Annotated in this window: 22 protein-coding genes; 7 read left to right on the top strand and 15 right to left on the bottom strand. The window is 62.9% G+C overall.

Translation table 11 applies throughout. The annotated features are described in order from the left end of the window. The first annotated feature begins 7 nt into the window (after positions 1 to 7). On the top strand, positions 8 to 505 hold the full coding sequence (locus AB4061_RS00665; protein WP_441629992.1) for a hypothetical protein: 498 nt from the start codon (positions 8 to 10) through the stop codon (positions 503 to 505). On the opposite strand, the gene AB4061_RS00660 is transcribed toward AB4061_RS00665, so the two are convergent. Further along, positions 502 to 1,887, bottom strand: a complete 1,386-nt coding sequence (locus AB4061_RS00660) for a DNA methyltransferase (protein ID WP_441629990.1) — start codon at positions 1,885 to 1,887, stop codon at positions 502 to 504. The two genes, AB4061_RS00665 and AB4061_RS00660, sit on opposite strands and share 4 nt — an antisense overlap. 341 nt (positions 1,888 to 2,228) lie before the next feature. On the opposite strand from AB4061_RS00660, the gene AB4061_RS00655 reads away from it, so the two are divergent. Together AB4061_RS00655 and AB4061_RS00650 are read left to right on the top strand one after the other, a co-directional pair. Next, entirely contained in the window at positions 2,229 to 2,399 is a 171-nt protein-coding gene (locus AB4061_RS00655; RefSeq protein WP_416048961.1) for a type II toxin-antitoxin system HicA family toxin, read from the top strand. Between the two features lie 60 nt (positions 2,400 to 2,459). Continuing rightward, complete coding sequence (locus AB4061_RS00650; RefSeq protein ID WP_441629988.1) at positions 2,460 to 2,891, top strand: type II toxin-antitoxin system HicB family antitoxin; 432 nt, start codon at positions 2,460 to 2,462, stop codon at positions 2,889 to 2,891. 582 nt (positions 2,892 to 3,473) lie between these two features. Here AB4061_RS00650 and AB4061_RS00645 read toward each other — a convergent pair. From AB4061_RS00645 to AB4061_RS00620, 6 genes are read right to left on the bottom strand one after another with little or no spacing between them, the layout of a single operon-like run. Beyond that, positions 3,474 to 4,085: a DNA-binding protein gene (locus AB4061_RS00645; protein WP_416048963.1), complete on the bottom strand. Its 612-nt coding sequence runs from the start codon at positions 4,083 to 4,085 to the stop codon at positions 3,474 to 3,476. 25 nt (positions 4,086 to 4,110) lie between these two features. Then, a complete protein-coding gene (locus AB4061_RS00640; protein ID WP_441629986.1) occupies positions 4,111 to 4,578 on the bottom strand; it encodes a RusA family crossover junction endodeoxyribonuclease in 468 nt (155 codons plus the stop codon). Continuing rightward, positions 4,575 to 4,790 carry a hypothetical protein gene (locus AB4061_RS00635; RefSeq protein WP_416048964.1) on the bottom strand — a complete coding sequence of 72 codons (216 nt, stop codon included), beginning with the start codon at positions 4,788 to 4,790 and terminating at the stop codon, positions 4,575 to 4,577. The genes AB4061_RS00640 and AB4061_RS00635 overlap by 4 nt, the downstream gene beginning before the upstream one ends. Then, a complete protein-coding gene (locus tag AB4061_RS00630) occupies positions 4,787 to 5,926 on the bottom strand; it encodes a DUF1376 domain-containing protein (RefSeq protein ID WP_441629983.1) in 1,140 nt (379 codons plus the stop codon). Before AB4061_RS00630 ends, AB4061_RS00635 begins: the two co-directional genes overlap by 4 nt. After that, positions 5,923 to 6,777 (bottom strand): hypothetical protein, encoded by an 855-nt coding sequence (locus tag AB4061_RS00625; protein ID WP_441629981.1) that lies wholly within the window; start codon positions 6,775 to 6,777, stop codon positions 5,923 to 5,925. Before AB4061_RS00625 ends, AB4061_RS00630 begins: the two co-directional genes overlap by 4 nt. Beyond that, positions 6,774 to 7,742 (bottom strand): DNA-methyltransferase, encoded by a 969-nt coding sequence (locus tag AB4061_RS00620; RefSeq protein WP_441629980.1) that lies wholly within the window; start codon positions 7,740 to 7,742, stop codon positions 6,774 to 6,776. Before AB4061_RS00620 ends, AB4061_RS00625 begins: the two co-directional genes overlap by 4 nt. A 35-nt stretch (positions 7,743 to 7,777) precedes the next feature. On the opposite strand from AB4061_RS00620, the gene AB4061_RS00615 reads away from it, so the two are divergent. Continuing rightward, positions 7,778 to 7,996, top strand: coding sequence for a hypothetical protein (locus tag AB4061_RS00615; protein ID WP_441629978.1), 219 nt, complete (start codon positions 7,778 to 7,780; stop codon positions 7,994 to 7,996). A gap of 8 nt (positions 7,997 to 8,004) precedes the next feature. On the opposite strand, the gene AB4061_RS00610 is transcribed toward AB4061_RS00615, so the two are convergent. The 8 genes from AB4061_RS00610 to AB4061_RS00575 all read right to left on the bottom strand — a co-directional run bounded on the left by AB4061_RS00610 (position 8,005) and on the right by AB4061_RS00575 (position 11,034). Further along, positions 8,005 to 8,286 (bottom strand): hypothetical protein, encoded by a 282-nt coding sequence (locus tag AB4061_RS00610; protein ID WP_441629976.1) that lies wholly within the window; start codon positions 8,284 to 8,286, stop codon positions 8,005 to 8,007. After that, positions 8,283 to 8,678 carry a phage protein NinX family protein gene (locus AB4061_RS00605; RefSeq protein ID WP_441629975.1) on the bottom strand — a complete coding sequence of 132 codons (396 nt, stop codon included), beginning with the start codon at positions 8,676 to 8,678 and terminating at the stop codon, positions 8,283 to 8,285. The genes AB4061_RS00610 and AB4061_RS00605 overlap by 4 nt, the downstream gene beginning before the upstream one ends. Further along, entirely contained in the window at positions 8,675 to 9,127 is a 453-nt protein-coding gene (locus tag AB4061_RS00600) for a hypothetical protein (protein ID WP_441629973.1), read from the bottom strand. Before AB4061_RS00600 ends, AB4061_RS00605 begins: the two co-directional genes overlap by 4 nt. Continuing rightward, on the bottom strand, positions 9,128 to 9,253 hold the full coding sequence (locus AB4061_RS00595) for a hypothetical protein (protein WP_441629971.1): 126 nt from the start codon (positions 9,251 to 9,253) through the stop codon (positions 9,128 to 9,130). Continuing rightward, positions 9,250 to 9,531 (bottom strand): hypothetical protein, encoded by a 282-nt coding sequence (locus AB4061_RS00590; protein ID WP_441629969.1) that lies wholly within the window; start codon positions 9,529 to 9,531, stop codon positions 9,250 to 9,252. The genes AB4061_RS00595 and AB4061_RS00590 overlap by 4 nt, the downstream gene beginning before the upstream one ends. A 91-nt stretch (positions 9,532 to 9,622) precedes the next feature. Continuing rightward, on the bottom strand, positions 9,623 to 10,108 hold the full coding sequence (locus tag AB4061_RS00585) for an HAD domain-containing protein (protein ID WP_441629967.1): 486 nt from the start codon (positions 10,106 to 10,108) through the stop codon (positions 9,623 to 9,625). 79 nt (positions 10,109 to 10,187) lie between these two features. Then, positions 10,188 to 10,454: a CII family transcriptional regulator gene (locus AB4061_RS00580; protein WP_150990572.1), complete on the bottom strand. Its 267-nt coding sequence runs from the start codon at positions 10,452 to 10,454 to the stop codon at positions 10,188 to 10,190. A 280-nt stretch (positions 10,455 to 10,734) separates the two neighbouring features. Beyond that, a complete protein-coding gene (locus AB4061_RS00575; protein WP_441629965.1) occupies positions 10,735 to 11,034 on the bottom strand; it encodes a helix-turn-helix domain-containing protein in 300 nt (99 codons plus the stop codon). Between the two features lie 40 nt (positions 11,035 to 11,074). Here AB4061_RS00575 and AB4061_RS00570 point away from each other — a divergent pair, with 40 nt between their 5' ends. The 3 genes from AB4061_RS00570 (at position 11,075) to AB4061_RS00560 (ending at position 13,481) form a co-directional block, all read left to right on the top strand. Further along, positions 11,075 to 12,121 carry a S24 family peptidase gene (locus AB4061_RS00570; protein WP_441629964.1) on the top strand — a complete coding sequence of 349 codons (1,047 nt, stop codon included), beginning with the start codon at positions 11,075 to 11,077 and terminating at the stop codon, positions 12,119 to 12,121. A 245-nt stretch (positions 12,122 to 12,366) separates the two neighbouring features. Next, a complete protein-coding gene (locus tag AB4061_RS00565; protein ID WP_441629962.1) occupies positions 12,367 to 13,149 on the top strand; it encodes a hypothetical protein in 783 nt (260 codons plus the stop codon). Beyond that, positions 13,146 to 13,481, top strand: a complete 336-nt coding sequence (locus AB4061_RS00560; protein WP_441629960.1) for an STAS-like domain-containing protein — start codon at positions 13,146 to 13,148, stop codon at positions 13,479 to 13,481. The genes AB4061_RS00565 and AB4061_RS00560 overlap by 4 nt, the downstream gene beginning before the upstream one ends. Positions 13,482 to 13,587 lie beyond the last annotated feature (106 nt).

Genomic DNA, 13,587 nt, shown 5'->3' with positions numbered 1-13,587 from the left:
AACGAGCATGGCACAGCCACGAAAGACCCTGAGACGCCCCAGCAGCAACACCCTGAAGGAAGCACCCCCAGCCTGGACGCTGGAGACACCGGCCACAACATCCCATCTGCGAGCGGAGAAGCTTGCTGTCTACGCGAACGTGTTCAGTCAGTACTGGACTTGGAAGCTGGAATCACTCAAGCACGTGATCATCCTGAATGGCTTCGGCATAACTGCCGCCGCGACCTTAGCTGGCGCAAGCATGATGCAAGGCAAGCAAGTGGTCATTGGTGGCTGGATCTGGCTCTTCACTGTCGGTCTTTATGCAGCAACACTCGGGGTGTTCATGGGTAGCCAGACTCTCCACCGTTACCGGAACGGCCAAATACAGGCCATTGCCAGCAATGACAACGTCCACCCTGAAATGCTGGATACAAAGGAGTCGAGCTGGTTCAAATGGCTTGGCAGCACATCCCTCGCTTGCTTCATGTTCGGATCAGGCTGGCTTGTCCAATCCCTCCGCTAGTCGTCTGCCGCTTCGGAAAACAGATCGTCGGACACCTCCACATCGCCACACGCGGCCACCGCCCGCTTCCAGTCGCCCTTCACGAACACCAACACGTTCTGATGCGCCTTCCCGAGCTTCCGGCTGGCGCTGAACTGCTTGGCCGCGCGGATGGGCAGGCTGCCCAGCGCGGTCAGCAGGATGGCCTCGTTGTACAGCTGCATGCCGGCATCCAGAAACGCCTCGATAGTGTCGGCCACGAAGTTGCGGTAGCAGCCGGTGCCGCGCTTCTCGCGCACGTCGCCGACCACAAAGCAAGCGAAGCGGTCCGGCTTGAGCTGCCCCAACGCGCCAGAGATCACCTCGCGGTAGGCCGTCACGAACGCCGGATAGTCCATCGTGGACAGGTCCGCCGGGTCGTCTGAGTACCGTTCCAGGTTCGCGTACGGCGGGCACGAGAACACGAAATCGGCCTCGACGTCCGCCAGGTGCTGGCCGATCTTGCGGCTGTCACCCACGTGCCAGGCTGGTGCCGGGTCGCCGGCGTGCAGCAGATCCAGCTGCGCACGGTTGGCCTGCACCTGCTCGGCCCGTAGGTCCATGCCGATGTACTGGCGCCCCAGGCGCGCCGCGACGAGGCCGCGCACGCTGCCACCCGCAAACGGGTCCAGCACGAGGCCGTCGGCTGGGCAGAACCAGCGGTATGCCAGCTCGCACAGCACCGGGTCGAAGATGCTGGTGCGGTGCTGCGCGGGCGCGCCGCGATCCGCCTTCTGCTGGTCGGACGCCGACGAGAACGCCGGTGCATCGCGGCCCAGCTCGGACTGCATGCCCAGCGCCAGCCAGGCCTTCTTGCGGTCTTGCCAGGCCGTGTCGCGCGCGTTGAGCGTGCTGAACGGCGGCACCATGAACTGCTCGGCCAGCGAGCGACCACCACCGGGGCCTGGCCCGGGCTGCGGCGAGTCCAGCAGCTCGGCCAGCTCGCCCGCGTCGAAACCGATCACCGACAGGTCGAAGTCAGCGTCGCGCAGGTCCGCCAGCTCGACCGCCAACAGGTCCACATTCCAGCCGGCGTTCTCGGGCAGCTTGTTGTCCGCCAGGATGTAGGCGCGACGCTCGTCCGCCGACAGGTGCGACAGGTCGACCGTGGGCACCTGGCCGGGCGCCGGGCAGTGGTGGATGGTCTCGCCGGCTGCCCACATCAGCGTCGCGGCCTCGATCCGGCCGTGCCCGGCCAGCAGGTCGTCGCCGGCGATCAGCGCCGGGTTCGTCCAACCGAACTTGCGCAGCGAGGCCTTGATCTGCTCGATCTGGGCCGCGCTGTGCGTCCGCGCATTCCTGTCGTACCGGACCAAGTCATCCACCGCGCGGTAGGCAATGGCGAGCTGATTGGCTGCTTTCATAGACGACAACAATGCGCGGGATGGGGAAGAAAATAGCCCGACGGGGAGCCGGGCAATCCACCACGGGGTGGGTGGAGGAGACACTGGTATCGGCTACGAGCGAAGCTCATAGCCATGGAGATCGTGGTGCGGAGGCATAGCAACTGCAAGCGCATACGCTACGCGGTGCGGCGCTGCACCGTATTTGGCACATTAAACGCCTGCACGAGCTTATTGATTCGCCTGCGACACGTTGAGCCACCCCACTCGCTGCGGAGTACACAAAAATATTTACTCAACCTCTTGTGTTGGTAAACATTTTTGATTACTATACATCCATCGCAACAAACAACGGAGGTGCGGTGAAGCAAAGTGAGTTTGTCCGGTGGCTCTCCCAACAGGGGGCGACCTTCAAGCAAGGCAGCAACCACTTGAAGGTCTACCTGAACGGAAAGCAAACGGTGATCCCGAGACACACCGAACTGAAGAAGGGAACGGTAGAAGGGATCAAAAAACAACTGAACCTAAAGTGAGGGCGGCCCCGAAAGGGGCTTGTCCCGCGACGCTTCACCGCACTGATCGAAAGGACCAGCATGCAATATCCCGCCATCTTTACGCCGGACGTTACCGAAGACGGTCGTCCGGCTGGCTTCGTCGTTTCCTTCCGCGACATCCCGGAAGCCATCACCCAGGGCGATACGGAGGTCGAGGCCTGCGAGATGGCCGCCGACGCGCTTCTCACCGCGATGGATTTTTACTTCGAGGACAAGCGCCCTGTTCCGCCACCTTCGAAGGCAGAGGAAGGGGAACGGCTTGTTGCCCTTCCCCTCAGCGCGGCGGCCAAGGTTTTGCTGCTCAACGAGATGCTGGCGCAGCAGGTGCGCCCCAGCGACCTGGCCACGCGCCTGGGCACCACGAAGCAGGAAGTGAATCGGCTGATCGATCTCGGCCATACGACCAAAATCGACCGCATCGCGGAAGCGATGGCCGCCCTCGGCAAACGCCTTGAGCTGAGCGTCGCGTAGCGGATGGATCAGGCGTCCGGCATTCGCCAGGGCGCCTGAAACCACACGCCCCAGAGCAGGAACCAATGGGTCGGCAGGAACATGGCTGGCTCCAGGTCTGCATCCAGTTTCCTGTCGCCATTGACGTCAGCAAACTGTCATAAAGCGGGTCTAAGGTAAGAGTTCACCCCCTCTGCATTCCCAATGCAGCAGGGATTTCTGGAATCACATACCGGAGGCACTATGTCTGTCAGTCTCAGGTGCTGGTCTGAAGACGGCGAGGAAGTCCTCAACGTGCCACAGTCCGCGCTAATCTTGGCGTTCGCACCTCACACGACGTTGCCACCACCGAAACAGGCGGTAGACGTCAAAGAAGAAGCCATCAAGTGGACGATGCCAGACGACCCTGATCGCTTTGGCGATTACGCGTAGCAAGTACGCCTAAGTGCCCAAAGCAAAAGGCCCGCGAGGCTGAACCTGGCGGGCTCCAAAAAAGCAAAAAGCCCGCTTGCGCGGGCCTTGGACGTAATTCGCAGGTGTATCGAATACGAGCCATTTTTGTGCACGATTTGCACATTGTCAAGAAAAACTCGGAAAACGGCCCTACGCAGCCTCCTCGACGCCGACCATCCGCGCGGCCTTCAGGCGACCGTCAATCGCCATCCAGGCGACCGCCTCGACCCCGGGCGCGGCATTCAACTGGCCGCCCTTCTTCGCCCTCTCCCCTTCGATCCACAGCTTCAGCTTCGCGTTCTGGTCGCTGACCGTGTTGCGGTGCGCGCCGCAGGCCTCGGCGATGTCGGCCAGATTGACCTTCACCCCGAAGATCTTTTCCAGGATCGACCGACGCACGCGGTAGTGCGAGAACGACCCGGACAGCTGCTGCATGGCGCGCTCGGTCAGCCAGACAATGGCGTCAGCCCACTCGGCATTGAGCTGCTTCCCCACGCAGCAGGCACGGCCGCACTCGCACGGCACGTCGCGCGGCGCAACGCGCGCGGTCAGCACGGCCTGGTGCAATTGCGGCAGCGTACCCAATTCTCGACGGATCATGCCGGCCTGCGCCGCGCCGTCGACACCGACCAGCCCCTTGCCGGAACCGATCTGCGGCGTCATAGCCTTGTTCATCGCCGACGCCTGGTACTGCTGCCCGGAAAAGTTGAACGCGAACACGAGCGCCGCGTGAGAACTGTCGAACAGGCGTTCTTCGGTCATGGTTTCCCCAGTCAATTTCATTCCTTCAAGCCGCTTGCAGCGGCAGTTGTTCCACGCTGACGCACACACCGGGCGCGGTGCTGTAGCGCTTGCTGATGCGGTACTCGACCGCCTGGGCGTCGTCGACCCAGACGATGCCGTTCATCCCGTCCTTGACGGCCTTGAGCACGTTGTCGGCGTCCGGCTTCTTCGTTGCTGCGACCTGGCCCGCGGCGGCCAGTTGCTGGCGCTTCTTCGACCAGCTGCTCGGGATCTGCAGGTTGATGTCGAGCCACAGCTCCACCGGTCCCTCGATGGGGGGCTTAYCGGCCATGGCGGCGGTAGCGGCCAGCTTGACCAGGTTCTCGTAGCGCGCGGTCGGCTCGGGCGTGTAGGTCCGCACGAAGCCGCCCTGGCGCGAGAACTTGGGCCGGCCCTTGGCCACCGGCTGCCCGGGCACCGAGAACTCAACACGGCGCAGCTGCGGCGCGCCGTCGAACAGCGATGTCGTCATGCTCGGTTCCTTTCCGCCCAACGGGCCTTGACCTCGTTCTCGATCTCCGTCGCCATGGTGTCGCCGTCGCGCTTGCGCCAGTAGTCGATCCATGCGCGCCGGATCTCGACGTGGGGCATTTTCAGCAGGAAGCGCACGCGGCAGCAGACGTGGTTGAAGTCGAGGCGGCCGCCCTGCCGGCGGCACAGGTCGCACTGCTCGAGCGGGCTCATGCGGCCCTCTGCCCCGGCGCGACGCCGTACATGAGCCGGTACACCCGCTCGTGCTCGTTCGGGTTCATCCGCTCGGCTTTGCTGACCTCGCGCTCGATCAGGTGCGGGTCGCCCGCGGCCTTGATGACGCGCAGCCGGAACCAGTGCCACGGCTCTTCATCGGGCTGCGGAGGGACGTCAAGCTCTGCGGCCTTGGCGCGAACGCCATCGCGAGTCTCGTCCCAGCCGGCCGCCGGCGGCGCGCTGCGCAGCTCGGCCAGCGCCTCGTCCACGAACGGCTCAAGGAACCCCGGGTTCACCGGGGACGCGTCCTGGTCGGCAGCCCGTCGCGCGCACGCGAGAGCATGAGCCCGGAGCAACACGGGCATGGCGATGTGGCGGCCCGCAAGCCGGAGCAACGCCTCGTGCGCGCGCGAGGACAGGGCGAGGGATTTGCCCCGCTCGGCTTCCAGCTGCAACAGGTGGTTGCCGATTTCATCGGCGGAAAGCGGCGGCGGCGATGCCGAGTTATCCACAGGGTCCACCACGTTCGAACTACCTACGCCGCCGCTATTGCTTTTAGTTAACTGTCCCTGTCCCTCTCCCTGTCCCTTGGATGACGTTTCCCGAGGGACAAAACCGGGACAATCATCCTCTGTCCCGGTGGACATATCGGGCTTGTCCCTAGGGACAATACGAGAACGTCCCGAGGACATGAACTGCTCCAACGTGGGGAAAGGAACCGATGTCCCATGTCTCTGGTTGTGCTTCTTGATGCGGGCGCACTCGGTCTTCCAGCGCTGCTCTACCTTGCTATGCCAGGCCTCGCGCGCCTTCTCGGCCACAACGGGGTGATAGAGCCTGCCATCACTACATTTGATCCAGCCGCGCAGCGCCCCCTCTCGGACCTTCTGCCATTCCCTCACAACGCGGCCGAAGCCAGCGAGCTGCGACAGCACGCGGTCGTCATCGGGTAACGACGCCGCCGGCAACTGGTGCCACGCGGCGCACCACAGCAGCACAGCGGCCCAGCACGCGGCCGGGTCCTCTAGCGCGGCCAAGTCGCTGTCGCGCAGGCGTACCACGTCGAGCGGCATAAACTGGAAATCTCGCAAGTCGCAGTCGGATGGTGTTAACGGTTGGTGTTCATGATTCATACTGCCCTCGCAATCTCCGGCAGCGGCCGGTCCACGCTCGCTATGGCGCTCTCAACGCGCTCAAACAGGCTTCTCAGCCGCTGCACCTCAGCATCCGCGTCCAGCCGCCGCGCTGCTGCCTGCGCGGCGTTGGTAATCTCAAACGTCCTGGCGTCCGACGGAAGGCCCAATGCCTGCGCCAGCTCGGCGCGTGCGCCATCAATCCGCGCTGCGTCGCGCTCGGCGTTCTTGCGCGCCTCGTCCAGGGTCTTGCGGTATTCGGCTTCTGCCGCCTTTGCGCTCTTGTTCAGGCTCTCGGTGGCGGACTCGTAGCGGTACCGCGCGGCGCGCCGGTCGTGCAACAGCCGAGACACTTCCTTGCCGAGGCGTTGCTCGACGCGATGGATCAGCCCATATTCGTCCGCCGCCTGCGGATAGCGCAGCTTCGCCTGGCGTTCCAGCCCATCGACGAGCAGCTTGATCCAGGCCTCCAGCGGCAGGTTCTCGACAGGGCGCAGCGTGGGCGCCTTGGCAGCACGCCAGCCTGCCTCGCTGCGCAACAGCAGGCCGCAACCCTCGGGAATGTCGCCCTTGGTGATCAGGCCCGCCGGCGCGGCGAAGGTCACGCCGGCGGCATAGCGCAGATAGCTCTGCCACTTGCCGGCGGTCACGTCCCGGCGAAAATCGGCCACGGAGACCTTCACCTCGTAGGCCAGCGGCATGAAGCGGGTGAAGCTGAACGGCAGGCTGTAAGCGTCGGGCCGCGGCGAGCCGACCGGGCCCATCTGCATGTTCGTCCAGACCATGCGCTGAGTCTTGTCGCGCAGGTACTGCGCCAGGTCTTCCTGCAGGGCGTCGTGGGTCCATGTCATGCAGCAACCTCCAGCACCAGCCCAGGCTGGCGCGTGCGCTCGGCCTGCAGCGCGATGTATTCGGGGTTCAGCTCGGCGCCAAGCCAGCGGCGGCCCAGGCGCTGCGCCACGCTGGCCACCGTGCCCGAGCCCATGAAGGGATCGAGAACGATGTCGCCGGGGCGGCTGCCGGCGAGCACGCAGGGCTCGACCAGCGCCTCAGGGAATGTGGCGAAGTGGGCTTCGCTATAGGACTGCGTCGGGATGGTCCAGACGCTGCGGCGGTTGCGGGTGTCGACCAGCGGCGCCACAGCCGCTGCGAAAGAGGCATTCTGTTTGGCGCGCGGCTTCGCGACCTTGTCATAGCCGCGGCCGAAGCCAACGCCGGTACCGGCATACCTGCCCTTCAGCGCGCGGTGGCCACCGGCGGACGTGTCCCAGCCACTCGGGATATCGGCCTTCGGATTCACGCCCGCGCCGCGCGAGTGCGCGCCGCCGCTGACCGGCTCTTGCATGGCGGCAAAGTCGCAGAAATAGCGCTCGGACTTCGTGAGCAAGAACACGTATTCGTGGGCCTTCGTGCAGCGATCGCGCACGCTCTCAGGCATCGGGTTCGGCTTGTGCCAGACGATGTCCTGGCGCAGCCACCAGCCCGCGTCCTGTAGCGCAAGGGCGAGACGCCACGGCTGGCCCGTGACGTCCTTGGGTTTTACGCCAGCCGCGCGGCATGGCACGTAGCCGTCGCCCATGTTCAGCCACAGCGTGCCATCGTCCGCCAGCAGCTCGCGACACAGGTCGAACACCTCGACCATGCTGTCCAGGAACTCGCGCAGCGTCGGCTCCAACCCGAGCTGGCCGGCCACGCCATAGTCGCGCAGGCCCCAGTACGGCGGGCTGGTGACGATGCACTGCACGCGCACGCCAGCGGCGACCAGGTCGCGCATGACGGCGCAGCAGTCGCCTTGGTAGCAGTAGTTGGTCAACATGCTAGGATTTCCGACCAACGACCAGAGAGACTGACATGAGCCGTGCGAACCGAGATAAAAAGCTCCTTGATGCGCTGAAAAAAGAGTGCGATGAGGCGCTGCGGCTCCTTGAGATAGAGAAGGAGCGGTACAGGCTGGGCGGCGTAGACGGCACGCATCTTCAGCAATTGAACCTGCAATACTCGGATGCGTACCGGAAATACAAAGCCCTGTCTAACGCCCTCGGCCATGGTTCGGTTCAGGGCTCGAAATAGGCAGTCCGTCACGCCGTCACCTCGTCGCAAACCTCATCCTCAACCGGCACGCCGCTGATCGGGCGCAGGTCGGCATCCAAGGATTCCATCTCGTTCACATATCCCGCGAACTCCTCCTCGCCGTGGTACAGGGTGGGCATCGGCGCACCGATTGCGCGAACCTCCCACCAGAACCCTGGCGCTTCGGTACCGTCGAGCATCGCGGGGCGCAGTATCTCGACGACGCGGCCGATGTTCTCGGGGAAGTCGTCGCGCGCGATATAGGCAAGATCGCCGGGCTTGCAGTTCACAGGGACACCTCCGGGACTTCTTCGCCAAACTTCGATGCGACGTAGGCGCGCATTGCGGCGACAAGGTGTGTCAGCCCCCTGCCTTCACCAACGATTCGGCCATCCCTCCCGATTGCGGCGACATAAAGCGGCGGCACGATCGCCTCTAGGTCTTGCTTCTCCTCCGACCACCGCAAGCCGCTTTGCGCGAACGTGATGCGCTCGCGCTCGATGAGCGGGCCGCCCTGCGCCCATTTCGTGGCCGGGGTCCACCGCCGCCACGTTCCGCTATGGGGTTCCCGCCACTCGCAAACATTCTGCGGCTGGGCGATCCGCAGGCTGGCCGGGACGATGCGTTCAGCCTTCCCTACCCAGTAGTCCAACATCACCCCTTCCAGATCCGCTACCTTCATGCGGCCTCCCGAAGCGCCGCTTGTTGCAGCGGCACAATGAACTCGACCCAGTAAACCCGCTGGCCGATTTCGTCCTCCCACGGACCGGCGAGACCTGCACCGCTCCGCGCGACGTCCCATACCACTTCGAAAGCCCCACGCCCAATCACGCAGTGCGCCACGCCAGGGATGTTCGGGCTCGCGCCGCAGAGGATGTACAGCGTGTCGTCGAACCAATCGGCCGCTGCGTGCGCGTGTTCCGCCAACATGCAGAACTTGACCAGGTTGTAGCCGCGCGCCTTGAGCCAGGCGCGGCACGCCACGTCCGCCGCCTCCTGGTCGCCGCCCGCCGCGAAGTTCGGCACCTCTGCCGGCGCCATGTCGAGCAGGCAGGCAATGCAGGTCCGCCAGCAGTCGCCCCAAAACCCGTGCTCGGGGTCGTGCGAGATCAGTTGCTTATGTGGTGTCATCTATCCCTCCAGAGCCTGCCGACGCGCCGCGTAGCACGCCACAAACATCACCGTCGCCGCCGCGCCCGAGACGCCGGACAGCAGCACAATCGCCAGGATCTGCCATGCGTCTAAGGTGAACGTCATTGGGGCCTCGCGATCCGGGCTGCGCGGTTTGCCTTGATCTGCTTCACGCGCTTACGTCGGAAATAGAACACTGTCGCCGGGAAAGCCACGGGGACGGCAATGAGCCTTGCCAACCTGTAGGCCCAGCGAATGACGCATGCCCAAAGGCCGATTGGCCCAAGCACTGTCATCCATGCGAACTCCACGAGATCCTCAAACTGACGGCGCTCGAATGGGCCGTCGACGATCACATTCAGCACGATGCGCCTGACTTCCCATCGGCTCATATTGCGTTTCATGCCGGCCTTGCAATCCGCACGCCGCGGAGCCAGGGGCACCGCGAGAGCGTATGGTCAGTCGCAGAGCAGTTGGTGCAGTACAGGCTCGGGTTCATGCTTCCTCCCAGAACAACGCCTTGTGCGAATAGCCGGCATCCTCGCCACTCAGAATCCGCTTCAGGGCCACGTAGTCACGGTACGAAAGCCCCTCTTCCTCGCTCGTCTGAACAAAATGCGCACGCTGCGACTCCAGCATGTCGCTGTTGTCGTCGACGATCGCGTAGACCATCACTGCGGAATGCTCGGCGAGCCAAGCCGCAATCTCCTGCCCTCGATTGCCCGCGAGGCTCGGTGTGCGGTCGATAACCGGAAGACCAAGTCCAACCGCAACCTCCTCGACGAGATGGTGCGTGCGCCAAGCCGACGAGAGGACGACCACCGCACCGGAGTGCTTGCACAGGTCGCGGACTAGGCCGATGGCTGCGTGGTCGAACATCCCCATATCGTCAGGCGTGAACCCGTGTGGGAGTCCGTTGTGCGCGATCAGCGTGCGCCGGCTGTTCAGCACGCCATCGATGTCGAGAAAAAGGACTTTCATTTGTTTCCCCACGTCCACAGGACCAGGCCGCCCACGAGGACGATCACCAGCGCCACCCAGCCCATCATCAGGTCGTCCATCACACGCCCTCCAATCCCTTCTTGGCCAGGCAGCGCAGCGCCTCGTACTCGGCGCGCGGCAGGCAGACCGTGCTGCCGTCTCCGGGCGCGACCACGTCCAGCTCGAGTACTTCGAACAGCTGGCAGATCTTCGCGAACGGCAGGCTGTGCCCGTTGTTGTTCAGGAAGCGCGAGAAGTTCGTCGGCTCGACGCCGATCAGCTCGGCGACGCGCTTCTGGGTCATGGGAGCAACGCGGTTCAAAACCATCGATTCCAGGCTAGGCATGCGGTGCTCCCGTGTGCATTAACCGTTCCATAAGATTCAATCCAACAAGACAACGCAGCTGGCGTGCCGAGGCCGCCGGCAGGAAAAGGGAAACATGGGAAACGGATGCCATCACCGAGCGCCCCTGCAGGATGCGGCCCGGCCGGCGCGGTCGCGCCTGCTTCGGTCATGTGCAGCCATCTGCGTACGTCGCAGCATGGTGATCCCCCGGTCGGGCCGCAGCCCGTTCAGTTGTGGCGCGCCGAGAGGCGCGGCAAAGGTCGTATTGGTCGGGTCGCTTTTAAGCGGCCTCGGGATGGGATTCGTGGGTGGCGGCCTTTGGCTTTCGCGACCGTTTCGACGGCGCATCCCTCGGCGCGCCGACGCGCGAGGCTCGCACGAAGGCCCAGTCGACCCTGCCGTTCAATTCCTCGCACGTCACTGCCCCGCCAGTAATGCGCTCGATCACCGGGCATTGCTCGGCAGAAATCGGGCGCTTCCCGGCGATCCATTGATAGACGAGCCCTTGGGAGACCCCGAGCAGCTTGGCAAAGGCCGCCTGGCTGGTCTTGGTCGAGTCGAGGTATTCGGCGAGTTTCATAAACACAATACTAGCATAGCTAGTGAAAAAAGGAATAGCTATGCTCGTTGTGGAATCTAATAGCATTGCTAAACTCGCGCGCATGACGCGAGCAAGTAACTCCCTGGAGCAGTGGCAAGTCGAAGACTCCGTTCGACTGAAGGCGCTATACAACGAACGCAAGGGCGGGATGAGCCAGGAGGAGTTCGGCAGCCGGTTTGAAATCGGCAGTCAAGGCATGGTCTGGCAGTACCTGAATGCGCGCCGCCCGCTGAACATCAAGGCCGCGACCGGCTTTGCCCGGGGCTTGGGGGTTGACGTCGACACGTTCAGCCCGCGCCTGGCGGAGGAAATCCGGCGGGCGTCCAATTCGATCACCGAAGCAGTGCCCGTACCTGCGCCTACCTCAGGGGATTCCGGGCGCCCTGTCGACCGGCTGACTCTTGTAATGGCTGAGCAGCAGCTCGACCCCGCGGCCCTCGCCAAGGTACTGGGCGTCGAGGCGGCCGTCGTTCGTGCATGGCTCGAGGGCGATGGCACTAAACTGCCACTTCACCACATCGTGAAGTTGCAGGAGACGTACGGCTACAGCCCGAAATGGCTAGCGAACGGCAAGGGCGATAGCAAGCTTTCCGGCCAAGTCGAGCCAGAGCTCGACGAACCTAGCCTCGCCTTCGACATCGTTGAAATCCCCCCAAACAGCTTCCGGCGCATTCCAGTTGTTGGCATGGCACAACTTGGCGACAACGGCCACTTCTCGGACATCGAGTATCCAGTTGGGCACGGCGATGGCTTTCTCACGTTCCCCTCGAACGATCCCGATGCCTACGCTCTTCGATGCAATGGCGATTCCATGCGCCCGCGCATCAAGCACAACGAATTTGTCGTGATCGAGCCGAACCGCACTGTGACCAACGGCGACGAGGTCCTGGTGAAGTCACAGGACGGCCGCGTCATGGTGAAGGAACTGGCCTACGTGCGCGATGGGGTGGTCAGCCTCTCGTCGGTCAACGAGCGCCATGGCATGCTGCGGGTCCCTCAGGACCAGATCGAGCGGATGCACTATGTCGCGGGCATTGTGAAGACGTCGGCCTGGCGGCCAGACTGAAACCTATGAAGCTTCTCCCTTACAAAAGAAAGCTATTTCTTGATCGGCATTCCCGCCTCCCCTCGAAGTCCATTGCCCCTCTCCGCCACCAGCTAAAGGCGACGCCAAAGGCAAAGCCAAGGGCGTGGCCATCCGTCGAAGTTCCGGAGGTGCTTCGGATTAATCATGAGGAGATGAGGGCGGGCCTGCTCTCTGCGATAGCATCCCTCCGGCAAACCGTTGGCACGGAGGGCAAGCACACAGTCTTGGATTTCAGCCGCACGCGAAAGGCATTTGCCGATGGCATGCTGCTTCTCTACGCGGAGGTCCGGCGGCTTCGCTTTGACTATCCGCAGGTGAAGATCAAATGCCGACTCCCAGCGAACTCGAAAGTCGCAGAGGTACTCAAACAGATTGGTTTGCTCGACCTGCTGGGTTGCGGAAAAAAGATCACGCCGTCACGTGCGGACGTAATCCACTGGAACTTTGCAACAGGTAGTTCGGTAGATGGCGAGCGCTACGAGGATGTCGTGGGGATTCCGTTCGAGGGGAGCTTGGCACAGCCCCTTCACGAGGCACTCTACGTGGGCATGACGGAGGCAATGACAAATGTCATACACCATGCATACGATGGGGCCCGTGATGACGGTTTGATTCCGATCTCGCAGAAGCAGTGGTGGATGTTCTCTACGGCAAAAGAGGGCTATCTCAATGTGGTGCTATGTGACCTCGGCGTTGGAATTCCTCGCACGTTCCCGTTCAAACACCCCACGATCTGGAACTGGCTAACCTCCCTGGGTAAGACTAAGGACGCCGATGTGTTGACCGAAGCAGTAAAACTCGGGGCCACGCGCACCGGCCAAGATGGTCGTGGTCGCGGGCTCTGGCAGCTCCTGGACTTTGTGAACCAACTAGAAGACAGTCACCTCACGATCCATAGCAATTCAGGGGTTTACTACAAGCAACGAGCCAAGACTGGCACCTATAATTTCCGTGATAGCATCCTCGGAACACTGATCCAATGGCGGATACCGTTGAGGCAAGCATGATGAAAACGATCCGCGTCGCCGACGAGTTCTCAAGATACCCGGCCGGCCGCTACCTATCCGATGGCCCCTACAGCGGCGAGCGTTTCCGCGAGGAAATGCTGGTCCCTATCATCAACGTCGAGGACGACATCGTCATCGAACTTGATGGCGCACGAGCCTATGGCTCCTCTTTTCTCGAAGAAGCATTTGGGGGCCTGATCCGGGAGTGTCGAACTACGAAAGAGAGGGCACTCAAAGTCCTAAAATTGCACTCTAAACGTGCAAGTTTGGTCACTGAGATTCTCGGTTATATCTCCGACGCAAAACCAAGACTTTCGGGTGGCCCAAGATAGTGCCAGTTAGCCAAGCTCCGGTTTGGCCCCAGTTCATAACATGGCTGCTAGTCATAGCTGGGTGGGTGGTCGTTCACTTTTTGGGTGAGGCCCGCGAACGGAAAAA

This window comes from Cupriavidus sp. YAF13 (assembly GCF_052113425.1).
Classification (GTDB): Bacteria; Pseudomonadota; Gammaproteobacteria; order Burkholderiales; family Burkholderiaceae; genus Cupriavidus.
Note: the sequence above shows the minus strand (reverse complement) of the source record. Positions and strands in the feature narration are given on the sequence as shown.